This window comes from bacterium, assembly GCA_018830565.1.
Lineage (GTDB): Bacteria > UBA9089 > JAHJRX01 > JAHJRX01 > JAHJRX01 > JAHJRX01.
The window spans coordinates 1-23,051 of record JAHJRX010000047.1 but is presented as its reverse complement, the minus strand read 5'-3'; the positions used below and the strand labels follow the sequence as shown (position 1 = coordinate 23,051).

24 protein-coding genes are annotated in these 23,051 nt (G+C 35.2%); all 24 read left to right on the top strand.

Features of this window, described 5'->3' with window-relative positions; genetic code table 11:
• Positions 1-166: 166 nt before the first annotated feature.
• Positions 167-622 carry a flagellar basal body rod protein FlgC gene (flgC, locus tag KJ849_04330; GenBank protein ID MBU2599785.1) on the top strand — a complete coding sequence of 152 codons (456 nt, stop codon included), beginning with the start codon at positions 167-169 and terminating at the stop codon, positions 620-622.
• Positions 623-646: 24 nt separating this feature from the next.
• Positions 647-961 (top strand): flagellar hook-basal body complex protein FliE, encoded by a 315-nt coding sequence (gene fliE, locus KJ849_04325; GenBank protein ID MBU2599784.1) that lies wholly within the window; start codon positions 647-649, stop codon positions 959-961.
• Between the two features lie 126 nt (positions 962-1,087).
• Positions 1,088-2,725, top strand: coding sequence for a flagellar M-ring protein FliF (fliF, locus tag KJ849_04320; protein MBU2599783.1), 1,638 nt, complete (start codon positions 1,088-1,090; stop codon positions 2,723-2,725).
• A gap of 631 nt (positions 2,726-3,356) precedes the next feature.
• On the top strand, positions 3,357-4,367 hold the full coding sequence (gene fliG / locus KJ849_04315) for a flagellar motor switch protein FliG (protein ID MBU2599782.1): 1,011 nt from the start codon (positions 3,357-3,359) through the stop codon (positions 4,365-4,367).
• The gene (locus KJ849_04310; GenBank protein MBU2599781.1) at positions 4,360-5,199 is read left to right on the top strand and encodes a hypothetical protein; all 840 of its coding nucleotides are present in this window, start codon (positions 4,360-4,362) and stop codon (positions 5,197-5,199) included. The genes fliG and KJ849_04310 overlap by 8 nt, the downstream gene beginning before the upstream one ends.
• 177 nt (positions 5,200-5,376) lie before the next feature.
• Positions 5,377-5,556 carry a hypothetical protein gene (locus KJ849_04305; protein ID MBU2599780.1) on the top strand — a complete coding sequence of 60 codons (180 nt, stop codon included), beginning with the start codon at positions 5,377-5,379 and terminating at the stop codon, positions 5,554-5,556.
• Positions 5,556-6,875 carry a flagellar protein export ATPase FliI gene (fliI, locus tag KJ849_04300; protein ID MBU2599779.1) on the top strand — a complete coding sequence of 440 codons (1,320 nt, stop codon included), beginning with the start codon at positions 5,556-5,558 and terminating at the stop codon, positions 6,873-6,875. Before KJ849_04305 ends, fliI begins: the two co-directional genes overlap by 1 nt.
• A 2-nt stretch (positions 6,876-6,877) precedes the next feature.
• Entirely contained in the window at positions 6,878-7,324 is a 447-nt protein-coding gene (gene fliJ / locus KJ849_04295; protein MBU2599778.1) for a flagellar export protein FliJ, read from the top strand.
• A 40-nt stretch (positions 7,325-7,364) separates the two neighbouring features.
• On the top strand, positions 7,365-7,907 hold the full coding sequence (locus KJ849_04290) for a lytic transglycosylase domain-containing protein (GenBank protein ID MBU2599777.1): 543 nt from the start codon (positions 7,365-7,367) through the stop codon (positions 7,905-7,907).
• Between the two features lie 26 nt (positions 7,908-7,933).
• A complete protein-coding gene (locus KJ849_04285) occupies positions 7,934-8,494 on the top strand; it encodes a hypothetical protein (GenBank protein ID MBU2599776.1) in 561 nt (186 codons plus the stop codon).
• Between the two features lie 154 nt (positions 8,495-8,648).
• A complete protein-coding gene (locus KJ849_04280) occupies positions 8,649-10,004 on the top strand; it encodes a flagellar hook-length control protein FliK (GenBank protein ID MBU2599775.1) in 1,356 nt (451 codons plus the stop codon).
• Between the two features lie 125 nt (positions 10,005-10,129).
• Entirely contained in the window at positions 10,130-10,591 is a 462-nt protein-coding gene (locus tag KJ849_04275) for a flagellar hook assembly protein FlgD (protein ID MBU2599774.1), read from the top strand.
• 70 nt (positions 10,592-10,661) lie between these two features.
• Positions 10,662-12,449: a flagellar hook protein FlgE gene (locus KJ849_04270; protein MBU2599773.1), complete on the top strand. Its 1,788-nt coding sequence runs from the start codon at positions 10,662-10,664 to the stop codon at positions 12,447-12,449.
• A gap of 77 nt (positions 12,450-12,526) precedes the next feature.
• Entirely contained in the window at positions 12,527-13,303 is a 777-nt protein-coding gene (locus KJ849_04265; protein ID MBU2599772.1) for a motility protein A, read from the top strand.
• A gap of 151 nt (positions 13,304-13,454) precedes the next feature.
• Entirely contained in the window at positions 13,455-14,228 is a 774-nt protein-coding gene (locus KJ849_04260) for a flagellar motor protein MotB (GenBank protein ID MBU2599771.1), read from the top strand.
• Between the two features lie 20 nt (positions 14,229-14,248).
• Entirely contained in the window at positions 14,249-14,785 is a 537-nt protein-coding gene (locus KJ849_04255; GenBank protein ID MBU2599770.1) for a flagellar basal body-associated FliL family protein, read from the top strand.
• A 185-nt stretch (positions 14,786-14,970) separates the two neighbouring features.
• On the top strand, positions 14,971-15,879 hold the full coding sequence (fliM, locus tag KJ849_04250) for a flagellar motor switch protein FliM (protein MBU2599769.1): 909 nt from the start codon (positions 14,971-14,973) through the stop codon (positions 15,877-15,879).
• A 24-nt stretch (positions 15,880-15,903) separates the two neighbouring features.
• Entirely contained in the window at positions 15,904-16,944 is a 1,041-nt protein-coding gene (gene fliN, locus KJ849_04245) for a flagellar motor switch protein FliN (protein MBU2599768.1), read from the top strand.
• A gap of 72 nt (positions 16,945-17,016) precedes the next feature.
• On the top strand, positions 17,017-17,658 hold the full coding sequence (locus KJ849_04240; GenBank protein MBU2599767.1) for a flagellar biosynthetic protein FliO: 642 nt from the start codon (positions 17,017-17,019) through the stop codon (positions 17,656-17,658).
• Positions 17,659-17,738: 80 nt separating this feature from the next.
• Positions 17,739-18,506, top strand: coding sequence for a flagellar type III secretion system pore protein FliP (fliP, locus tag KJ849_04235; protein ID MBU2599766.1), 768 nt, complete (start codon positions 17,739-17,741; stop codon positions 18,504-18,506).
• 139 nt (positions 18,507-18,645) lie between these two features.
• Entirely contained in the window at positions 18,646-18,909 is a 264-nt protein-coding gene (gene fliQ / locus KJ849_04230; GenBank protein MBU2599765.1) for a flagellar biosynthesis protein FliQ, read from the top strand.
• Positions 18,910-18,943: 34 nt separating this feature from the next.
• A complete protein-coding gene (gene fliR / locus KJ849_04225; protein ID MBU2599764.1) occupies positions 18,944-19,738 on the top strand; it encodes a flagellar biosynthetic protein FliR in 795 nt (264 codons plus the stop codon).
• Positions 19,735-20,877, top strand: coding sequence for a flagellar biosynthesis protein FlhB (gene flhB / locus KJ849_04220; GenBank protein MBU2599763.1), 1,143 nt, complete (start codon positions 19,735-19,737; stop codon positions 20,875-20,877). Before fliR ends, flhB begins: the two co-directional genes overlap by 4 nt.
• 120 nt (positions 20,878-20,997) lie before the next feature.
• Positions 20,998-23,051: flagellar biosynthesis protein FlhA (gene flhA / locus KJ849_04215; GenBank protein MBU2599762.1), on the top strand; the 2,054-nt coding region annotated here is incomplete at its 3' end.

Sequence of the window (23,051 nt, the reverse complement as noted above, 5' to 3'; positions counted from 1 at the left end):
GGTGAAATTAAGATGAAGATGTTTTCAGCTATTGACACGAGTGCTTCTGGGTTAACGGCGGAAATAATTGTTATGGGGGTGAGATTAAGATGAAGATGTTTTCAGCTATTGACACGAGTGCTTCTGGGTTAACGGCGGAAATAATTGTTATGGGGGTGAGATTAAGATGAAGATGTTTTCAGCTATTGACACGAGTGCTTCTGGGTTAACGGCGGAATCACTTCGCATGGATGTGATTGCTAATAATATTGCTAATGTAAATACTACCAGAACGCCTCAAGGAGGCCCTTATAAACGTCACCATGTGATTTTTGAACCTCGCGGAACGCAGCCAAAGTTTACTCTACCTTTTTCCACAAATAAGACCAATGGTAATCTATCTTTTGAAGTAGGAAATGGGGTTAGAGTGGTAAAGGTAGAAGAAGTAAATTTACCTCCTCGTTTAGAATATCAGCCTGGGCACCCTGATGCTGATAAAAATGGCTACCTCCATCTACCTAATATTAATGTTGTTATGGAAATGACTGATTTAATTACCGCCAGTAGAGCTTACGAAGCTAATTCTACAGTAATTAAATCGTTTAAAAGAATGATGTATAGAACTCTTCAGATGGTTATGTAAAACCTAAGGAAAAGGGAGGTAAAAATGAAAAGTATTTCTATGGATTCACTCCAACCTAAATCTTTAAGCTTAGAAAAGATGGAGGCAAAAAGAAGCACCCCTGCGCCTGATCTAATAAAACAATTTGGAGAAATTTTAAAGGAAAAATTCATAGAGGTAAATGAGTTATCTATTAAAGCTGATGACTTAGCTACCAAAATGGTTACTGGTGAAGTAAAAAATCTTCATGAGGTCATGATTGCTGCTGAAAAAGCTAACTTAGCCTTACGACTAACCATGCAAGTTAAACAAGGATTTATTCAAGCTTACCGACAGTTAATGATGAGCGCTACATCTTAATTATCGTCAACGTTCAGCGGTTAGCAATTAGCTTTCAGCAGAAAGGAAAAGCTAAAGACTGATTGCTTAAGAATAAAATATAGTCTTACTTTAAGAAACTTTATCCATTTTTTTGGGAGGGGATGGGTGAAAGAGTTTTTTCTACAATTATCTCGCCAAATTATCAACATCTGGAATAAGCTTAAATTAGGTCAAAAGATAACTATTATTGTCTCTATAGTAATAGTTGTCGGGAGTCTAATTATCTTAATGGCTATTCTTGGAAAGCCTCAATATGTCCTTCTCTATAGCAAGATAGGTCCGGCTGAAGCAGGAAAAATAACTTCTAAATTAGATGAATGGAAACAAGAATATAAGTTAGAAGGAGAAAATGTCTTAGTTCCAGCTAAAGATCGGGATAAGATTAGATTAAATTTAGCTAAAGAAAAACTATCTCCCACTGGTGGCCTGGTGACCTTTGATATCTTTGATACGGTTAAGTTTACCGCTACGGAATTCGAAAGAAAGATTAATTACCTTCGTGCTCTCCAGGGCGAATTAACCCGGACTATTGAATCAATAGAACAAGTTGAAAATGCTCGGGTTCTGATCGTAACACCTGAAAAAAAATTATTTATTGAAGAAGAAAAGAATGCTACTGCTTCCATTAAACTTACCTTAAAACCTTATGCTACTTTAGAATCAAATCAAATAAAAGGAATAATTAATTTAGTAGCTTCGGCAGTAGAGGGGCTTAAACCAGAAAATGTAACGATTATTGATAATAAGGGAAATATTCTCTCCGATTTAATGGAAAATGAAGAAAGCACCATGGAAGGGCTTTCTAGTAAACAATTAGAGCTTCAAAGAACAGAAGGAAGAGGATTAGAAAGATCGATCAGGAGTAAGCTTTGTAGAGTTTTAGGAGGTGATAAGGTAGAAGCCATTGTCAAGTTTGAGATGGACTTTGATCGCATCGAGAAAAAGGCAGAAAAATATAGTATGCCTGGATTTGAACAACTAAAAACTAGTGAAGAGACTTTAAAAGAAGATTTTCAAGGAGAGGGAGAGAAACCAAGTGGTCCCCCGGGAGTAGAAGCTAACTTGCCGGGTTACAAGGGGATTACTGGTCAACAAGGCCCTACCAAGTATAGTAAAGACGAGAGACGAACTAATTATTTAGCTGACAAAGAAGAAGTAGTTCAGACAAGGAGTCCTAAACTTTCTAAGATTTCAGTAGCTTGTTTTATTGACGGTACTTATGAATATGATGAAAAAGGAAAATTAAAGAGGGATAAAAATGGCAAGCCAACTTACCATCCCCGAACAAAAGATGAGATGTTAAAATACGAATCATTAGTGAGAGCAGCTATTGGAAACCAAAAGGAAAAGATATATGAAGGAGTAGAATATGTAGTTTCTATAGAGAATGTTCAGTTTGATCGAACTCAAGAGTGGGTATATGAAAAATCCGTAGCCCAAACAGAACTCCAAAGAAAGATTATGTCTCTTATCGGCTTGGCGGCTTTAGCCATTGTGGTCTTTGGATTTATTATTGGTAAAGCCTTAGCCATAAGAAGAAAAATGAGAAGGGAAGAAGCGAAGCGCCGAACGGAGGAAGAACGAAGAGCAGCGTTGCTTGCTTTAGAAGAAAAAGGAGCAGAATTAGCTCTTCCTCCTGAAGACAAAGAAAGGATAGAGCTTGAACGAAATGTAGCTAAGATGGCTCAAGAGAAGCCTGAAATAGTGGCAGATTTATTAAGAACTTGGCTGGCCGAGGAGTAAAAACTAAGTCTGCTCGGTTAGCTATTAGGGGAAAATAGCTCTATTATCTTAGTGTATTGTAGTCAGATAACCAACTGAATAAACTCTAAACACTAAATCCAAAACTTAAACGATTCACTTTGAAGGCACCCCGAACACTAAATTCTTATTATTTTGGATTTGTTTAGAGTTTAGTGTTTTGTGCTACCATTTTGGGTAAAGATGCTCACACTTTAACGATAACTTTCCATTAACAACACAAAGATTACAAACAAGTTAATTAAAGAGAGAGGAAAATATATTATCCTATATAGATGCAATCCATTAATTAAGTTGACATACCTCGTAGGGAAAATCCACCCCCTAACCCCCGCCAGCGGGGGATAAGCTTGTCCCTGTCCGAAAAGGCAACGAAACAACGGACATCCACGAGGCTGTCCCCCGCTGGCGGGGGTTAGGGGGTGGAAATACAACTATTATGTCAAGTTATTTATCAGATTGCATATAGATAGGCACTATAGCACTTATTAATGAAAATTTGACATAGGGCAAACTAATTTGAGGGCAAACAAGTTTATCTTTTGTTACTTGGAATTATTTCCTATGTCCGGTTTTCGTTAATAACTACTATAAAAGACAAGAAGATGGTGTTATGGCTATGAATTTAACCGGAAGACAGAAAGCAGCTACTTTATTAGTTACCTTAGGTTCAGAATCTTCGGCTAAGGTTTTTAAGCATTTAAGAGATGAAGAGATTGAACAAATAACCTTAGAGATTGCTCGTCTACCTAAAGTAGAATCAGATACCAGAAAAGAAGTAATGAAAGAATTTCAACAGATGCTTATGGCTCAAGAGTTTATTGCTCAAGGAGGTATAGAATATGCTAGAGAGATATTGGAGCAAGCTTTAGGAAGTGAAAAGGCAGTCTCCGTGATCAATCGCTTAATATCTTCTTTAGAGGTAAAACCTTTTGATTTTATTAGAAAGACTGAACCTACCCAGCTTCTAAGCTTTATTCAAAACGAACACCCTCAGACCATTGCTTTAATCTTATCCTACCTGCCAGCTGAAAGCGCTTCTTCTATTTTATCATCACTTCCTTCAGAAATTCAGTCTGATGTAACGAGAAGAATTGCTTTTATGGATCGTACTTCACCTGATGTGCTGAGAGAAATAGAAAGGGTATTAGAAAAAAAACTATCTTCTTTTATTGGTCAAAATGTAAGTGCAGTAGGTGGCGTTGCTGCGGTGGTAGAAATGCTTAATAATGCTGATCGAGCTACAGAAAAAGCAATCTTGGAAAGTTTGACCGAAGATGATCCAGAGTTAGTGGAGGAGATTAAAAAGCGATTATTTGTCTTTGAAGATATTACCATGCTGGATGACCGTTCAATTCAAAGAGTTTTAAGAGAAGTAGATATACCAGCCTTAGCTTTAGCTTTAAAAGGAGTAGATGAAACAATTAAAGATAAGATATTTAATAATATGCCCAAAAGAGCAGCGGCTATGTTAAAAGATGAATTAGAATTTATGGGCCCTGTCCGAGCTAAAGATGTAGAAGAGGCTCAACAAAAGGTAGTTAATATTATTAGGCAGTTAGAAGAGTCTGGAGATATTATTATTGCTCGTGGCGGTAAAGGAGGAGAAGCGATCATTGCCTAATTATATTTACAAAACAGGACAAATGTCGACCGAAGGGGAAGTAGTAATAGTAGAAACTAAGAAGGCGCTAGGAACTAGTGGGGGAAGTGTGCTTACTGTCTTAAGCAAGAAGATAGAAGAAACTCAAAATGAATTATTAAGACTACAAAGAGAGATTAATAAAGCTACCACGAGATTTGATCATTTAAAGGAAAATATTATCCAGGAAGGTAATTACGAAAAAGGAAGGATGATGGAAGAAGCTACTAAGGAAGCAGAAGCTATTATCTTAGAGGCAGAGAGAAGAAAAGAAGAGGTTTTTGAACAAGCTTATGCCGAAGGGTTTAAAAAAGGAGAGGATGAAGGATTTAAAAAAGGAGAGGATGAAGCCACCAGTCTCATTCATCAAATGAAGGAAATAATTACTAATGCTGAATCTAAAAGATGTCATATTATTAAAGAAGCCGAGGAAGATATTATTGAGTTAGCTGTTTTAATCGCCAAGAAGATTGTTAAGAGTGAATTAACCACCAATAGAGAAATAGTGGTTAAGAATGTTAGAGAAGCCTTAAAGAGAGTAGCCGAGAGGGATGAGATTACTATTAAGGTTAATTTAACTGACTTAAAGTTAACAAAAGCCCATGAAGAAGAATTTTTAAGAGATGTAGCCGGAGTAAAAAAGATTAATATTAAAGATGATCTTACTATTACTCCAGGTGGGTGTAAAATAGAGACTGATTTTGGTGGAATAGATGCCAATTTGGATACGCAGCTTGAAGAGATTAAAAAATCCCTTAAAAAGGTAAGCGAAGAATTAGAAGAAGAATTAGAAAAAGAAAAAAAGGATAAATAATGGGTTATTTGGTAAAAAAATATGCCTCAGTCCTAAACAATCTTGATCCTATCCGTAAATATGGAAAAAATATGGAAAGATTCGGCTTGGATACGCAGCTTGAAGAGATTAAAAATCCCTTAAAAAGGTAAGCGAAGAATTAGAAGAAGAATTAGAAAAAGAAAAAAAGGATAAATAATGGGTTATTTGGTAAAAAAATATGCCTCAGTTATAGATAATCTTGATCCTATCCGTAAATATGGAAAAAATATGGAAAGATTCGGCTTGGATACGCAGCTTGAAGAGATTAAAAAATCCCTTAAAAAGGTAAGCGAAGAATTAGAAGAAGAATTAGAAAAAGAAAAAAAGGATAAATAATGGGTTATTTGGTAAAAAAATATGCCTCAGTTATAGATAATCTTGATCCTATCCGTAAATATGGAAAGATTCGGCAAATAATTGGACTGGTAATTGAAGCGGACGGACCTCCTTCTAAAATTGGAGAGATTTGCTTAATTAAGATTTCTCCTTTTAGTTACCTGAGATCTGAAGTAGTAGGGTTTAAAGATAATAAAGTCTTACTGATGCCTTTAGGAAGCATGGAAGGAGTTGGACCTGGTTTTGAAGTAATTGCTACCGGAAAACCCTTGATGGTAAAAGTGGGAAAAGAACTAAAAGGAAGAATCTTAAATGGCTTAGGCGAGTTTATAGATGGAAAAGGTTCTATCAAGGGAGAAGCAGAGTATCCCATATTAAATGAACCATCTGACCCTTTGCTTCGACGAAGGATTACCGAGCCTCTCTCTTTAGGAGTGAAAGCTTTGGATGGTATCTTAACGATAGGAAAAGGCCAAAGAGTAGGAATTTTTTCTGGAAGTGGAGTAGGAAAGAGTGTTTTAATGGGTATGATTGCTAGAAATACTAAAGCTTCAGTCAATGTCATTGCTTTAGTTGGAGAAAGAGGAAGAGAAGTTCGGGACTTTATAGAAAAAGACTTAGGTGAAGAAGGTCTCAGTCGTTCCGTAGTAGTTATAGCGACATCAGATAAACCTCCTTTAATTAGAATACGGGGTGCTTATGTAGCTACCGCGATTGCTGAATATTTTCGAGATAAGGGGTATGATGTGATGTTAATGATGGACTCGGTAACCCGGTTTGCTCGATCGCAAAGAGAAGTAGGTTTGTCTATTGGAGAGCCTCCCGCCACGAGAGGTTTTACTCCTTCGGTGTTTTCGCTACTGCCTAAGCTTTTAGAAAGGTCTGGAACCTCTAAAAGCGGAAGCATTACCGGTCTCTATACGGTCTTAGTCGATGCTGATGATATGAATGAACCTATTGCCGATACCGTCAGGGGTATTTTAGATGGACATATTGTTTTATCTCGCGAATTAGCTATCCATAATCACTATCCAGCCGTTGATATCTTAGAAAGTATCAGCCGAGTGATGGTTGATATTGTGTCTAAAGCTCATCTTCAAAATGCCCGAAAGCTGAAAGAAATTGTCGCGACCATGAAAGATGCTCAAGATTTAATTAATATAGGTGCTTATGTCAAAGGAAGTAATTCCAAGATAGATTATGCCTTGACAATGATAGATCAAATTAATGGATTTTTAAGGCAAGATATTTATGAAAAGGCTAACTTTAAAGATACCATTGATGCTCTTTTAGAGATGTTCGAAGAAGAAAGAAGATAAGATTGCCAAGTTTTAGATTTAGACTCCAAAGGTTATTAGAAGTAAGAAAACATTTTGAAGAATTATTAATAAGTGAGTTAGCCGTATCTAAAAGAAGATATTTAAATGAAGAAGAAGTCTTAAATAGTTTAAAAGAGTTAGTAGGGGTTAATCTTAAAAGGTTAAAGAAAAAGCAAGAGAGAATAACCTCAGTTGAAGAAATTATTTTATCCTATCATTATCTCAACCAATTAGATCACCAAATAATTATCCAAAAAGAGAGTTTAAAGAAAATTCAAGAGGAGATTAACTTAATTACGGAAAAACTAATTAAAGCTTCTCAAAAAAAGAAAGTTGTAGAAAAATTAAAGGAAAGACGATTAGATGAACATAAGAAATTATTAGAGAAAATAGAACAAGGTGTTCTTGATGAGGTAGGGATAAATCTTCACCTTCGAAGAAAAAGATAAATTTTTTAGCAAAAAATGCCGATAAGTCTAGTGAAAAAAGATGATTGAAAGTATTGAGAATGTTTTAAGCCGGATGCAAGAGATACGAGATAGATTTTGTCCTTATTCTTCGTCAGGAGAAAATGATAGTTTTAATGGTAGTTTTAAAGAGATATTAGAAGAGAATATTGATAATCGAGAGAACCTTCCTCAGAATACTAAGTTAGAGAGCAAGTTTGATAATATCATTGAAAAAAAAGCTTCTCAATATCAAGTAGATCCTAAATTAGTTAAAGCTGTCATTAAAGTAGAATCAAACTTTAATCCTCGAGCTGTTTCACCTAAAGGAGCCATGGGATTAATGCAACTTATTACTTCTACCGCTAAAGATTTAAAAGTAGAAGATGTCTTTAATCCAGAAGAGAATATTGAAGGAGGAGTAAAATACCTTAAGTCCTTATTAGAAGATTTTAACCAAAATTTACCTTTAGCTTTAGCTGCTTATAATGCTGGACCTAAAAGAGTTAAAGATGCCAGAGGAATTCCCAACATAAAAGAGACTCAAGATTATGTCAAGAGAGTCTTAGAACTATATCAGATGTAAATTTATTAAGCTTTTCATAAATTGTTATGGGTAAAAAGTTAATAATTATTGTCTTGTTACTCTTCTTAAATGTAGGCTTATTAACAGGGGGAGTATATCTTTTAGACTATATTGGTATTGTTAAGAAGGAAGTGATCTTTTCTAAGCTTCCTATTATTGGCCACAAACTCGACTCCACTAAGATTAGTTGGGCTGCTTTAGAGAAAGAAGAATTAGAAAAGATAAAAGAGTCTCTTGAGGAAAAGCTAAATGCTTTAAAAGAAGAAGAGAGTAAGGTAAGTATAAAAAAACAAGCGATAGAGAAGAGAGAAGAAGAGTTAAGACTTTGGGAAGGAAGATTAGCCGAAAAGGAAAGTTCATTTGATCAACGTCTTAGTCAGTATGAAGAAGAAGAAGCTAAGCTTAATAAGTTAGCTAAGTATTATCAAAATATGAATCCCAGGGAAGCAGCTTTAATCTTAGAAAATTTAGACGATCTTACTACCATTAATATTCTTAAAAGAATGAAGGATGAAACTGTAGCCATTACTTTAATGAAGATGAACCCTAAAAAAGCAAGTGAGATATCTCGTAAAATGATTAATTAATTCTAGTTCTTTAATTATTAGATAATTATTAGATTAAATAAATTTAAAAAAGTATTTAACCACGGATGGTTTAAATTACTCAAGGATGAATGAAGAGTAAGGATTTCCGTGGTTTTTTATTTAGAACTTATATTTAGTTGATCAAGAGGAAAAGATGGATAATTTAAGCAAAGTAATGGACTTGCTTTCCGAGAAAAAGGATAATTTAGTTTCCAAAAAGGAAGATTTTTTAAGGAAAAGCTCCCCAGAAGAAGAGATAACTTCTTTAAACAAGCCAGAAAGAACTTTTAAGGAGACTTTAACTCAAGTTCAGGAGACAAAAAAAGAAATAAAAAAGGGGGATAACAAGGAAGATCAAGATAGTTTAGAAAAAGAATTAGAAGGATTGTTGAAAAAGCTGACTAAAGATAAGAATATTAATAGCCAAGAAGCCGAGAAGTTAATCTTAAACATTCTTCAAATCTTAAAAGAAGGAAAGATTTCCTTAGGTGATTTCTTAAAAAAAATAGATCTGAAAGAGAGCGAATGGTTAAATGCCTTAAAGGACTATCAAAGTGTCTTAAAGCCAAAGCAAGCAGTTAGCGAATTAGGGAAGCTGGTGGAAGAAAGCAAAGAAAGAAATTTGAAGACCTTGGATAAGGATATCAAGAAAGTAGAGAATGTTAAGGATGGAAATATTAAGGATGGAAATGTTAAGGATGGATTAGGAAGAGATGGATTAGAAATAAAAAAGGTAGAAAGACAAGAGATTTTAACTCAAGTTCAGGAGACAAAAAAAGAAATAAAAAAAGAAAGACCAAATATATTAGCTTCTCAAAAAGAAGAAAACAACCAAACATCTTCAGAAAGATTAAAAGTTGAAGATTTATTAAACTTAGATAAAAAGGCTGAAGGGAATTTAGGAAGACTTAAAACAATAGAAACTAATACTGATCATAGATATAATAAAAAAATGACCAGTTCTAAAGAAGAAAGCTTGCCTGAAGCAGCCAAGACTAACGTCGTGGGAGAATTAAGACTTAAAGAAGGGGTAAAGATCTTTAATCAAGATCCCAAAGACTTACTTACAACTAAGCTTCAAAGACAAGAAATGATAATGAATTTAATTCAAGAAATAAAGACTTATTTAAAAAAAGGACATCAAGAGATGCGCCTTTCTTTAAAACCAGAATCCTTGGGAGAAGTAAATTTAAAAGTAGTGATGAAGAAGAATAATCTATTAGCTAACTTTACAGTAACAAATGAAGCCGTAAAAGAGATTATGGAGAGTAGCTTAAATCAACTTAAAGATTCTTTTAATTCTTTAGGGACTAACTTTGACGTGATTAAGATTAGGGTGGACGTAGATCAGAAAGGAAGTTTATTTAAAGAAGGTCAGAAGGAAATAAAAGGGTCTAAGAAAGACTTAGATAAGAGGAAAGAAGAAAGATCAGAGGAAATAGAAGGGATAAACAAAGTAAAATATTGGCAGCCGTTCTGGTTAGCCAAAGTTATAGACTATGTAGTCTGAAATAGATATAATCAAGTAAAACAAGTTTACGAAAAAACATTACTTGAAGTTTTAGATTACCTCAATGATTTACTGGGTAAAACTATTTAAAATGAGTCTAAAAAAAAGAAAGGAGGTGAAAGAGAATGGCAGTGGAAGGATTATCGTCAATATTCAAAGAAGATCTTAAGAGCGAAAGCCAAGAAGAGACAAAGAAGAATATCAATAAAGAATTAGGAAAAGATGATTTCTTAAAACTTTTAGTTACTCAATTAAAATACCAAAATCCCTTAGAACCGGTGAAAGATCAAGAATTTATAGCTCAAATGGCTAACTTTTCTTCCTTGGAGCAAATGCAGAATTTAAACAATTCATTTTTAGATTTTGCTGGAAAACAAGCTAATTTAGATGGGGCTATCTCTAAGCTTAATAATAATTTAGAAAGACTACAAATATTGCCTTTATTAGGAAAGAGTGTTGTGGCGACCAGCAACCAAGAAGAAATTTCTGGCAAAGTAGAAAGAATTAGTTTTAAAGGTGAGATACCTGAAGTCTATGTTTTAGGAAAAAAAGTGTTGTTAGATTCTATTGTAGAAGTAATGGCTTAATTTATATTCACATCTTTAGTTATTATTTTTTTAATATTTGGTAATTTTTAGATAAGAAAGGAGGACTTATATGTTAAAATCTATGTTTTCTGGTGTAGCCGGGATGAACAATAACCAGGTCTGGATAGATGCGATTGGCAATAACATTGCTAATGTTAATACAGTTGGCTATAAAACAGCTCGCGTAACCTTTGAAGATATTTTAAGCCAAACGATAGAAGGTGTTAGTGCTCCTACTTCAGAGCGAGGAGGAGTTAACGCTAAGCAGATTGGATTAGGGTCTACTGTAGCTACTATGCAGACAGTTCATACTCAAGGCAGCATGCAAGCTACAGGAAAGAATACAGATTTAGCTATCCAGGGGGATGGGCTCTTTATCCTTAAAGAAGGAGGAAAAGATGTGGATTTCTATACTCGAAATGGTTCTTTTGGCTTTGATAGCCAGGGGAATTTAATTAGTTTGTCTAATGGTCTTTTTGTTCAAGGTTGGGAAGGGACTAAAGATCCGGCGACGGGGAAGATGGCCATTGATTATACTAAGCCGATTGAGCAAATAAAGATAGAGCAGGGAGGTGTTATGGCGGCTACGGCGACTAAAGAATTAATCTTAGAAGGTAACTTAAGCGCCCAAGCTAAATTAGCCATAGACCAAGTAGCTGCTACGATAACAAGCGGTACGGCTTCACAGGGGATAGTTTATCGATTTAAACATTTATTTGACCCCAATAACCCTACTAATAATTATTATAAATGGGAAGCGTTAGACCCAGCTACTTATGAGCCTCTTACCGTTACTGCCGGGGCGGCAGAAGGAATATTAGCCTTAAATGATAGTGGTCAAGTGATAAATAGCTTTGCCACGACTGAGTGGGATGATGGTGGTGAAACGGCAGTAGCTAATGATGGTATTCTTGAAACTGGAGAAATACCTGTAGGAGTTTTACATACAGGAAGTTTTACTACTACTGTGGGCACAGGTTCAGTGGTGGTAACTGTCCCTACGGGAACTACTGCTTCGCCAGGAGCAATTAGTTTTACTCCTACGGCTGGAAACGGAGAAGCTGTGGTAGCTAAATTAAATAAGAGTTTTGAGTATCAACACAAATCTTCAGAAGGAGTTTATGATTCTTTAGGCAAGGCTCATACTGTGCCGATGGTCTTTGAAAGAGTAAAAACTAATACCTGGGTCTGGCATGCGACTAATCCGATAGAAAATAAGATAGCTGGGTATGGCCTTTTAGAGTTTGATGCCAATGGAAGTATCAGTGTTTCTACTTCTAAGATATTTCCTTCTCCATCTGATCCTGCTGCTACAGGAAAGTATCAAGAAGGAATATATTTTGATCCTCCAGAGGATCCAACTCCTCCTGAAAGTGGTGGTGCTCCTCCCGCTTCTAATGGAGCTTCGCCTCTTAAAATTACAACTAATTTTTCTAAATTAGTTCAATTTGCTACTCAAAGCTCTACGGCTGATATTACCAGTCAAGATGGTTTTCCAATGGGTCTCTTAGATAGCCTTAAGATTAATAGCATGGGTGTAATTATTGGAGAGTATAGTAATGGAAGAAATGAAGAATTAGGACAATTAGCTACGGCTAACTTTTCTAATCCCAGTGGTTTGTTAAAAGTAGAAGGAACGATGTTTAGAGAAAGCGCTAATTCAGGAGAGGCAGTGAAAGCTGCTCCTGGCAAAGGTGGAAGATCTAAGTTTTTAGCAGGGACCTTAGAGATGTCTAATGTAGATTTAACCGCAGAATTTATTAATATGATTATCGCTCAAAGAGCCTTTAGCGCTAATAGCCGGACGATAACGACCAGTGATGATATGCTTCGAGAAGTAATAGCTCTGAAGAGATAATAAGTGATTAAACGTTCAGCTGTCAGTATATTAATTGAAAACTAAGTGAAGTTTAAATAAAAGGAGGGGTTAGTATTGTGGATTTAGGATCAGTTATAGGTTTAGCGGGAACCTTTTTCTTGCTATTTGTCAGTATTTCCTTATCAGGAAGTATTCTTCAGTTTATAGACATTCCTTCCATAATGATTGTTGTAGGATGTTCTTTTGCTACTTTTTTAGTCAGCAATCCTAAAAGCAGATGTCTGGCAACTATTAAGTACCTAATGATTGCTTGTCGGTCATATAAAGTTAATTTATTAGAATTTATTTCTATCTTTGTAAGTTTTGCCGAAAAGGCTCGACGGGATGGACTCTTAGCCTTAGAAAGTGATATTGATGAATTAAAAGATAATTTTTTAAGAAGAGGATTGCAGATGGTGGTAGATGGAACTGATCCTAATCTTATTAAGAGCATCTTAGAGATAGATTTAGCAGCGATGGAAGATCGCCATGCGGCTGCTGCTCAGGTATTTATTAATATAGCTACTTTAGCTCCTGCTTTTGGGATGTTAGGTACTTTAATTGGATTAATTCAAATGTTAGCTTCCTTAGATGATCCTTCAGCTATTGGACCAGCTATGGCCGTAGCCTTAATTACCACTTTTTATGGTTCTATTATCGCTAATTGCTTCTGTAATCCTATTGCTTTTAAGTTAAGAGCTTATAGCGCTGAAGAAGTAGCTTTAAAAGAGTTGACGATAGAAGGAATGTTAGCTATCCAGTCAGGAGATAACCCCAGGATCGTAGAGGAGCGCTTAAAAGCCTTCTTGCCTCCTAAAGAGAGAGAAGTTAAGAAAAAGAGAGAAGGAGAATAGGAGTGGCTAGAAAGAAAAAAAGGATGTTGCTGGTTTCAGCAAGGAGATAACCCCAGTCAGGAGATAACCCCAGGATCGTAGAGGAGCGCTTAAAAGATTTCTTGTTTCCTAAAGAGAGAGAAGTTAAGAAAAAGAGTGAAGGAGAATAGGAGTGGCTAGAAAGAGAAAAAAAGGAGAATCAGCTGGCATAGGATATATGCTGACTTATGGTGATATGATTACCTTGATTCTTTGTTTCTTTATCGCCATCTTAGCTTTGACTAATATGGAACGTCCAGCAACTAGTTTAATTTTAAGTTCCTTGAGGGGCTCATTAGGAACTTTAGGGGGAGGCTCTTCTGTCACGGAACCAGATATGTTAAATATGGGCGTTCAAGTTAGTAGCTTACCTAAGGGAATTCCAGGATTTGCCACGGGTAGGGAAGAAAAAGAAGGAAGGCGAAGGGTTCCTGTCAGGGCTAAGATTCAGCAGATGTTTGGAAAGATTCTCAAGAGAGGAGGAGTTAATATTCGAAGTGAAGAGCGGGGAATAATAGTTCAAATTGCTGATAGTACTTTATTTGATCCAAGTAGCACTGAATTAAAACCTCAATCTCAAGAAGTTTTAATTAAGATTGGCGAATTGTTAGCTTTAATTCCAAATGAGATTAAGATTGAAGGACATACCGATGATATAATGGTTGATACTGGAAAGTATGCTTCTAATTGGGAACTTTCTACGATGAGAGCCCTTAGTGTCTTAAGATTTATTGAAAGTAAATTTAAAGGAGTATCAGATAAACTTTCTGCTACCGGCTATGGTATGTACAGACCATTAGTTCCTAATACTTCTCCAGAAAATAGAGTTATCAATCGACGAGTAGACATTGTCATTGTTCAAGAACCGGTAGACATAAATGATCAGGAAATTAAAAATTTAGATTAAGGTAAGAATGGAGGTAGATAATGGCTGAACCTAAAAAAGACGAAGAGGAAAAAAAGGAAGGAGAAGAACAACCGAAAAAATCTAAAGGACTTTCAAAGATGCTTATCTTTGCCGCCATAGGGATTGTGGTAGTCATCGTCGTGGTGATCGTGGCTACTTTAGTCTCAAAAAGCGTTAAGCATCCTAAAATTGAATTTGGGGTGGAAAAAGTAGAGGAGAGAGTAAAGCCGCCTGAGCCTTTAGAGATTGGCAATATTGGCGAAGAAGACATTGTCTCTCGCTTATCCGATGAAGAAGAGTCGCACATTGTCAAAGTAAGTGAAATATACTTAGCTTTTGAGAAAAAACAACCAGAATTAGCTATGGAATTAAATAATCCGGGTCGTAAATTTCAGATTAGAGATGTCTTTAACACTGTCTTAATGACTAAAAAATCAACTGATTTAAGTACGGAAGAAGGTCGAAATGAACTCAAGAGAGAGCTAGTAAAGAAGATTAATGCTGTTTTGGCTAAGGGGCAGATTAAAGATATTTATATGCAGATGATAGTTCAATAGACTCATGGTCTAATAAAGAACCATATTTTATAGTCAAAGAGTTAGTCCGTTCACCGAAAGAACGGTAAACAGAACTAGATGTTCTTTCCCCCTTTTGATTTTCTTGGTCAAAGCTTCCTGCTGACACCTGATAGCTGAAAGCTGATACCTGAACGATTACGTATAATAAGGATATAAGAAGGTTTATGATTGAAGATCAATTTTCTGGAAAAAAGATTAAGGATTATGATTTTAAACATCCTGATAAATTTTCTAAAGATCAACTTCGTCATATCCAGATGATTTATGAAACTTTTACCCGCTCATTGGGAGCTATTTTATCTACTCAATTAAGATCTGTTGTTCAAGCCAGGGTAATTTCGGTAGATCAAATAACTTATGGAGAGTTTATTCAAAAAATACCTAATCCAGCTACCTTAGTAGTTATAGACCTAGAGCCCTTAAAAGGTGAAGGTTTGTTAGTTATTGACCAAAACTTATCTTTTGCGATAATTGAGCGACTTTTAGGGGGAAAGGGGGGGGTATCTAATCTTACTCGGGAATTATCTGATATCGAGCTTACTCTGATCGAAGGAGTAATTGGCAAGATATTAAATAGTTTAAAAGAGGCGTGGATTTCTGTAGCAGAAATGAGACCCAAAATTATTAATATTGAATGTAATCCTCAATTTGTTCAAATTATTCCTCCTGGAGATATGATTATTTTAACCATAATGGATGTTGGCATTAAAGAGGTAGAGGGAAAACTAAGTATCTGTATGCCAGCAGTCTCTATTGAATCAATGGCTTCTAAACTTAGTTCCCAATATCGATATGGAATGGCCGGAGAAAAAGGAACAACCAAAGAGAGTATAGATAAAGTTGAAAAAAATTTAAAAAGAGTTAAAGTCCCTTTAATTGTGGAATTAGGGACGGTAAGCATAACTTTAAATGATATTATGCAGTTGCAAGTAGGAGATGTCGTGAAGTTGCAAATGGGAGTGAATGAAGATTTAAATTTAAAGATAAAAGAAGAGGTAAGATTTAAATGTCGTCCTGGATTAATAGGAAGTAAATTAGGAGCACAGATTACCAAAGTTATAGATAAAGAATAATTTTAAAGGAAGCAGGTGATAAAAGTGGCTGAAGAAAATGTATTGTCTCCAGAAGAAATAGATGCTTTATTTGGAAAGAAGGAAGCTGAAACTTCTGAAGAGTTATCTTCGGAGCAGGTAAATTTAATCAATAGTGTTTGTAGTAAGGCTATCATTTCCACAGCTACAATTTTAACTACTATTCTAAAGACAGAGATAACTTTTAGCAATCCTAAATTTTTCACTTTAAAAAAAAGTGAGTTTTTAAAGAAGGTCTCTTTTTCTGGAGTATTAGCTGATGCTACTTACTCAGGGGCTCTTAATGATAATGATTATCTTATTTTAACTAAGAAAGATGCGACCATTATTGCTGATTTAATGATGGGTGGAGATGGAAGTTCTCCTCCAGGAGAGATTAACGAATTATATCTCGGGGCTATTGTAGAAGCTATAACTCAAATAATGGCTTCGGTAGCTAATTTTATTTCTACCGCGGTAGGCCAGGAAGTAAAAACTTTTGCTCCTGATATAAAAGTGATAGATTTTAGCAAAGAAGAAGCTAATATTTCTGTCTTAGACAATCCTGTCTTTGTATTAATTAGCTATGATTTTAAAATAGGTAATTTAGTAAAGAGTACCTTGTATCAAATTCCTTCCTTAAGATTAGGAGCTATGTTAGAAGCGGTAAAAGCTAAAAGATTTCCAGCCGTCTCTACTAAGGCTGCTTCGCCAACTTCTTTTGCTGCTCCTTCTATGGGCTATGGAGATAGTGTTCATCCGGTGCAATTTGCCTCGATAGGTGGCGCAGGAATGGCTTCCCAAGTACCTGGGAATATAAGTATTTTACTGGATGTGCCCATGCAAGTAACCGTAGAGTTAGGAAGGACAGAGATGACTATTAAGGATATTTTAGCTTTAAGCGAAGGTTCGGTAGTAGAGTTAAATAAATTAGCTGGTGAGCCAGTAGATTTATTAGTTAATAATAAACCTATTGCTAAAGGAGGAGTAGTTGTTATTGATGAAAACTTTGGAGTTAGAATTACAGAAATTACTACTCCCTCAGAGAGACTAAGTCGTTTAGGATAAAAGTAAAATCCCCCTTAATTCCCTTGGTAAAAGGGGATTAAGGAAGACTAAAAATAACCTATGGAGATTGAAATGTCTACTCGACATCACTTATTAATGATATGCTTAATCTTAATCTTAGGAAATAATTTAAATCTGGCTTGGGCTCAGGTAAAAGCTGAATATCCTTCTAAAAATTTTAGCTTAGAAGAAAAGAATCCTTTAAATTTATCTAAGACTAAGGGAGAGACTAAGGGAGAAAAAAAAGGGGAAAAAATAGAAAATGATTTTTCCTTAGGAAAGTATATCTTTAAAACAATAGGGGCGTTAGTAATTATTGGCTTCCTAATCTTCTTAGTTATTAAACTATTTAATAGATTCCCAGGTAGAATGGCGATGGGAATGGGAGATGAGAAGAACTTAGTAAGTTTATTAGGGAGTGTCCCCTTGTCTCCTAATAAGTATTTACAGTTAGTTGAAGTTGCTCAAAAAGTTCTTTTATTAGGAGTAACTGAAAATAACATCAATATTTTAACTGAAATAAAAGATCAAGAACAGATTGATTTGATCAAGGCTAATCAAAGTAAGTTGTTAAGTCAAAGTGGATTTCCTTTTGCTTTTTATCTAAATAAGATGGTAAAAAAGTTTAAATTACCAGGGAGCCATTCTATAAATCTTGAAGATAGTGTAAATTTTATTGACCAACAAAAAAAACGTTTGAAAGAACTAAGTTAACTCTTTAAGATAAACTCAAACAAATTTTGTAAATATTTTGTAAATAGTTCTTAGATAGTTGCTAAAAAGGGAGGGGGATAGTGACTAATAAGCATTATAAATACTTAATTTCTGGACTTACTTTTGTCTTTATTATTTTTAGCTTAAGTAGTAATTTATCTGCCCAAGGAATACCTATACCAAAAATAAGTCTTGGTATTACCGAAGCTAAAAGTCCTACCGAAATTTCTTTAGGTCTCCAAGTACTCTTCCTTTTTACTGTCTTAACCTTAGCCCCCTCTATTATCATGATGGTCACCTCTTTTATCCGGGTAGTAATTGTCTTTATGTTTATAAGGCAAGCTTTGTCTACGCAGCAAGTTCCTCCTAACCAAGTAATGATTGGCTTAGCTATCTTTATTACTTTCTTTATTATGGCTCCTACCATTGCTCAAATTAACGAGAAAGCAGTAAAGCCCTTTACTGCTGGGACAATCTCCGTAGAAAAAGCTTTTGAAAGTGCTCTTATTCCTCTTAGAGAGTTTATGTTTAAAAATGTAAGAGATAAAGACTTAGCTCTTTTTTTAAATATCTCTAAATTAGAAAGACCTAAAAATAGAGGCGATGTTCCTACTTATGTCTTAATTCCTGCTTTTATGATTTCAGAACTTACTACTGGCTTTCAGATGGGCCTTTTGTTGTTTATACCCTTTATTGTGATAGATATGGTAGTGGCTAGTGTGCTGATGTCTATGGGTATGATTATGTTGCCTCCGGTAATGATCTCTCTTCCTTTTAAATTAATTCTCTTTATTATGGTCGATGGATGGAATATGTTGACTCGGTCAATAGTAATGAGTTTTCATTAATTAATATGGTTAGCATTCAGGTATCAGATGTCTATTTTATCATTACAAATTAAAATGAATTTATTCCCATCTTACACAAGTTAGCTATTCAAGGACACTGCCAACGTTTACCAAGATCTAATCTATAGAAAGAGGCTTTATGACTCAAGATTTTGTGATAAAAATAGTTCAAGAAGCTTTATTTGCAGCTATCTTAGTTTCCATGCCTATCTTGGGCGTAGGGGTAATTGTAGGATTAGTGATCAGTATTATTCAAACCACTACTTCTATTCAAGAACAAACCTTAGTCTTTGTTCCTAAAATAATAGCTGTTATTTTAGCTGGAGTGATATTTGGTCCTTGGATGCTTCGAGTCTTAATGGAGTATATGTATAAATTATTAAACGTTATTGCTCAAATTTAATTAAAATTATGAATAAAATTATGAATAATAAAATATGAATAATAATATAGAAGTTTTTTTAAATAGTTTTGAGATTATTTTCTTAATCTTTTGTCGAGTAAGCGGCATGTTTGTCTCCGCTCCTTTTTATGGAGCTATAAGTATTCCCATGACCGTCAAGAATGCTATAGCTTTTTTCATTGCCTTAACTATGTTTCCTATTATTGCTAAGATGGGATATTTCAAGATTCCTCCTACTTTTTTTGGATATAGCTTGCTAATCGTTCAAGAATTAAGTATTGGGTTAATTATTGGTTTTTGCACGACTATTGTTTTTACTCTCTTTGCTGCTTCGGGGGAACTTTATAGTACTCAATTAGGTTTAGGAATGATTAATGTGGTTGATCCTTTATCTCAGATCCAAATACCTATTATTGGGCAACTCTTAGGTATTGTTGGAACCTTAATTTTCTTTTTGTGCCAAGCTCATTACTTGCTTTTAATGGCCATCTTTAAGAGCTATGAACTACTGCCTTCCTTAACCGTTAATTCTTTTTCTCCTTTGTGTAAAAATATTATAGACTTATTTGTCAATTCGTTTATTTTAGCTTTTAGCCTGGCTTTGCCTATCATTGGGGTAGTCTTTATTTGTACGGTAGCCATTGGTTTGAGCAGCAAAGCTTCTCCTCAAATGAATATCATGGTCTTAGGTTGGCCAATTCAGATCTTACTTGGATTTATAACCTTAACTATTCTTCTGCCGATCATCTTTAATTTAGGCTATGATGCTTTTGACAACTTATTTGAGAGAATTAGTAAGATGTTTTTAGAGATGGGAGCATCTAATTGAATTACCAAGATAATTTAGAGATTTTAACCCTGGAAGAATTTATCTTTGATCTTCAATACTTTGCTTCTCCCGAAAGCGAAGGTCGAACTGAAGAGCCTACTGAAAAAAAGAAGAGCAAGGCGCGAGAAAAAGGCCAAGTTGCTAAAAGTCAAGAACTTTCTCAAGATATAGTTACCTTGGCTTGTTTTTTTCTACTCTCCTTTTTATTTCCTTATATGTATAAAGAAATAAAAGGTTTTACAGAGTATATCTTTAGCGAAGCTTGGAGAATTAAAGTTTCAGAATTTACTATTTTTCAATTAGCCATTAATGTTTTATTAGTCTTTCTTAAAACTTCGCTGCCGGTGATGGGTGTAGCTTTTTTGATAACCGTAGTGGTAGAAATTATACAGGTAGGTTGGAAAATATCATTTCAACCTTTAAAGCCTGATTTTACTAAAATTAGCCTCAATCCTAAAAAACTCTTAGATAAAGTCTTTGGTAAAGAAGCTTTGATGAATTTATTTAAATCAACAGGTAAGGTGTTGATTATTGGGTATTTAGCTTATTCTTTAATCAAGGATGCCTATTTTAACTTTATTAATATGGTTTATATGGAAAAACTTAGTGCGGTTATCTTTATTTTAAAGCTAACTTATAAGTTAGTCATGCAGACAGTAATTATCTTACTAATTTTTAGCATTTGCGATCTTATCTTTCAAAGAAAAAAACATAAAAAGGGTTTAATGATGACCAAGCAAGAAGTAAAAGACGAAATGAGGCAAGCGGAAGGTGATCCTTTGGTTAAGAGTAAGATTAGAGAAAGACAACGACAAATGTCTATGCGTCGAATGATGGCCGAAGTTCCTAAAGCAGAAGTAGTTATTACTAACCCTACTCACCTTTCCGTGGCTTTAAAGTATCAAGCAGAATATATGAAAGCTCCTCAAGTTGTAGCTAAGGGAGCTGATTTTGTAGCCATGAAGATTAGAGAGATTGCTAAAGAACACGGTGTTCCCTTAGTAGAAAATAAACCTTTAGCTCAAAGTTTATACCATGACGTAGAAATAGGAGAAGAAATACCAGCTAAACTTTATAATGTGGTAGCTGAGGTATTATCCTTTGTCTACCGACTAAAACAAAAAGCTTCTGGAGTGTAATTTATGGCAGAACAATCTAATACTATTACCCAAGTATTATCACTTAAACTACTTAATGTGGTAGCTGAAGTATTATCCTTTGTCTACCGACTAAAACAAAAAGCTTCTGGAGTGTAATTTATGGCAGGACAATCTGACGTCATTAACCAACCTATCTGGATGAAAAACTCTGATATCTTAATGGCTATTGGTATGCTTTCCATAGTCATGATGCTGATTATTCCTGTTCCTCCTTTACTATTAGATTTTTTCTTAGTCGGAAGCTTAACCTTAGGGATAGTAACCTTAATGACGGTCTTGTATGTGGAAAAGACTGTTGATTTTTCTGCATTTCCAGCCCTACTTTTGGTTTCCACTGTTTATCGACTTGCTTTAAATGTTTCTACTTCGCGCATGATTCTTCTAGGAAGAGGAAAAGAGATTACCGTAGTTAGAGCTTTTGGAGATTTCGTGGTCGGAGGAAATTATATTGTCGGGGTAGTGATCTTTTTAATCTTAACGATGATTCAATTTATCGTGGTGGTTAAAGGAACAACCAGAGTATCTGAAGTAGCTGCTAGATTTACCTTAGATGCTATGCCAGGAAAGCAAATGGCGATTGATGCTGATTTAAATAGTGGTCTGATTAATGAACAACAGGCGCTGGATAGAAGAGAATTAATTAGAAGAGAAGCAGATTTTTATGGAGCTATGGATGGGGCCACTAAGTTTATTCAAGGAGATGTAATAGCTGGTCTGATCATTACGGTAGTCAATATTGTCGGTGGATTAATTATTGGAGTTTGGATCTTAAAGTATCCGGTAATGGAGGCCGCTAAGACCTTTACCTTGCTTACCGTAGGTGACGGTTTAGTGAGCCAAATTCCTTCCCTCTTGGTTTCACTTTCTACCGGTTTAATTGTGACCAGATCAGCTATGGCTGATAATTTAGGGGTAGATTTAACTCGCGAGCTAACTAATTATCCCCGAGCTCTTTTGGCAACTTCTGGAGCTTTATGTTTTTTAGCCCTTACTCCCTTACCGACTGTTCCTCTCTTAGTCTTATCTGCTTTTACTGGATTTTTAGGGCTGACTTTAAAAAAGGTGAAAGAAGGTAAAAAGATTGAAGTAATAGCGAAAGAAAAAAAAGAAGAAATAAAGAAGCCAGAAAGTGTAGTTTCTTTACTTCAAGTAGATCCTATGGAATTGGAGATTGGCTATAGCTTAATTCCCTTGGTCGATCCGGAACAAGGAGGAGATTTATTAGAAAGGGTAACGATGATTAGACGTCAGTGTGCTTTAGATTTAGGGATAGTTGTTCCTCCCATAAGGATAAGGGATAATATGCAGCTTCGGCCTAATACTTATGCCGTGAAGATTAGAGGTAATGAAGTAGCACGAGGGGAGATTAAACCTGATGGGTATATGGCTATGAATCCAGGAATAGTAAGTGAAGAATTAGAAGGAGAAAAGACGATTGAGCCAGCCTTTGGTTTGCCAGCCACCTGGATTACCGAAAGTCAAAGAGAAAAAGCTGAGATGGCAGGATATACGGTGGTAGATTCTCCTTCGGTAGTAGCTACTCATCTTACTGAGATTACCAAAAGACAGGCTTATAATATCTTAACTCGTCAAGATACCCAGCTATTAATAGACAATTTAAAAGAAAGCTATCCAGCCGTGGTCTCGGAATTAATTCCCAATATTATGACCGTAGGAGAAATTCAAAAAGTTCTTCAGAATTTACTTCGAGAAAAGATATCTATTAGAGATCTGGTCACGATCTTAGAAGCTTTAGCTGATAATGGAACTAAGACTAAGAATATAGAAAGTTTAACTAAGTATGTTCGGGTTGCCTTAGCTCGTCAAATTTGTAATCAATATAAATCCCCAGATGGAAGTATTTCAGTAATTACCTTAGATCCTGCTTTAGAGGAGATGCTAACTAATTCTCTCGTTGAAATAGAAGGCGAAGAAAGGATAGTGATTAAGCCAGAGCTTCTTTCTCGAATTATTGATAAGACCTTTCAAGAAATGAGTAGAACAGTTACTGCCAGATATGAGTCTATCTTATTGTGCTCTTCCAGAGTTAGAGCTGCTTTGGCAAAGTTAGTGATTAATACGATACCAGGATTGACAATCTTAGCTTATCAAGAAATTAGTCCTGATATTAAAGTTCAAACTATAGGTATGGT

Bases quoted from the DNA above. Each gene is read 5' to 3' on its own strand.
- flgC (MBU2599785.1), top strand. From the start codon at position 167: ATGAAGATGTTTTCAGCTATTGACACGAGTGCTTCTGGGTTAACGGCG.
- fliE (MBU2599784.1), top strand. From the start codon at position 647: ATGAAAAGTATTTCTATGGATTCACTCCAACCTAAATCTTTAAGCTTA.
- fliG (MBU2599782.1), top strand. From the start codon at position 3,357: ATGGCTATGAATTTAACCGGAAGACAGAAAGCAGCTACTTTATTAGTT.
- KJ849_04305 (MBU2599780.1), top strand. From the start codon at position 5,377: ATGGGTTATTTGGTAAAAAAATATGCCTCAGTTATAGATAATCTTGAT.
- fliI (MBU2599779.1), top strand. From the start codon at position 5,556: ATGGGTTATTTGGTAAAAAAATATGCCTCAGTTATAGATAATCTTGAT.
- KJ849_04290 (MBU2599777.1), top strand. From the start codon at position 7,365: ATGATTGAAAGTATTGAGAATGTTTTAAGCCGGATGCAAGAGATACGA.
- KJ849_04285 (MBU2599776.1), top strand. From the start codon at position 7,934: ATGGGTAAAAAGTTAATAATTATTGTCTTGTTACTCTTCTTAAATGTA.
- KJ849_04280 (MBU2599775.1), top strand. From the start codon at position 8,649: ATGGATAATTTAAGCAAAGTAATGGACTTGCTTTCCGAGAAAAAGGAT.
- KJ849_04275 (MBU2599774.1), top strand. From the start codon at position 10,130: ATGGCAGTGGAAGGATTATCGTCAATATTCAAAGAAGATCTTAAGAGC.
- KJ849_04270 (MBU2599773.1), top strand. From the start codon at position 10,662: ATGTTAAAATCTATGTTTTCTGGTGTAGCCGGGATGAACAATAACCAG.
- KJ849_04255 (MBU2599770.1), top strand. From the start codon at position 14,249: ATGGCTGAACCTAAAAAAGACGAAGAGGAAAAAAAGGAAGGAGAAGAA.
- fliM (MBU2599769.1), top strand. From the start codon at position 14,971: ATGATTGAAGATCAATTTTCTGGAAAAAAGATTAAGGATTATGATTTT.
- KJ849_04240 (MBU2599767.1), top strand. From the start codon at position 17,017: ATGTCTACTCGACATCACTTATTAATGATATGCTTAATCTTAATCTTA.
- fliQ (MBU2599765.1), top strand. From the start codon at position 18,646: ATGACTCAAGATTTTGTGATAAAAATAGTTCAAGAAGCTTTATTTGCA.
- fliR (MBU2599764.1), top strand. From the start codon at position 18,944: ATGAATAATAATATAGAAGTTTTTTTAAATAGTTTTGAGATTATTTTC.